Source organism: Parazoarcus sp. PS-13 R2A (assembly GCF_057621855.1).
Genome location: NZ_JBYEXN010000060.1, coordinates 1 through 617, shown reverse-complemented (window position 1 = coordinate 617; position 617 = coordinate 1). Strand labels below are relative to the sequence as shown.

The 617-nt window shown below is 65.3% G+C and carries 1 pseudogene; it reads right to left on the bottom strand.

The features are described 5' to 3' along the window. A pseudogene (locus AC22G6_RS21815) lies at window positions 1–617 on the bottom strand (DDE-type integrase/transposase/recombinase); the annotation flags it as partial.

The following is a 617-nucleotide window of genomic DNA, read 5'->3' as shown; positions in this document are numbered from 1 at the left end:
CTTCGGCGCTCCTCGCTCGCTGATCAAGCGGCTCAAGACCTCGATGACGCGCTCCGAGCGGATGCTGCCCGCGACGTCGATCGCCAGCGCCTCGCGGGTGTGCTCGTCGATGACCGTTAGGCACTTGAGCTGCTGGCCGTTGGCGCAGGTATCGAACACGAAGTCGTAAGCCCAAATCCCGTTCGCCTCCGATGCGCGCTCGACCTGATCGCGCTGACTGGCCACCCGGCGGCGCGGTCGCTTGCGCGGTACCTGCAAGCCCGCTTTGTGCCACAGCCGCCAGGTGCGGCCGATGCTCAGCCGGTGCCCGGCGCGACGAAGAAAGATGCGGATGCGTCGGTAGCCGTAGCGCGGGTACTGCGCTGCCAATCGCCGCATCTCGCCGATCAGCGGACGATCACGCTCATCGAGCCGCGACGCATAGCCAAGTGCCGAGCGCGACACGCACAACAATGCGCACGCTCGACGCTGCGAAATGCCTCGCTTCACTGCGTAAAGCACCTGCGCTCGGCGCGCGCAGGTGCTCACCATTTTTTTGCCGTGATCTCCTTCATCACGTCGATCTCCAGATCCCGCTCGGCCAGCATCTTCTTGAGTCGCGCGTTCTCGGCCTCCAG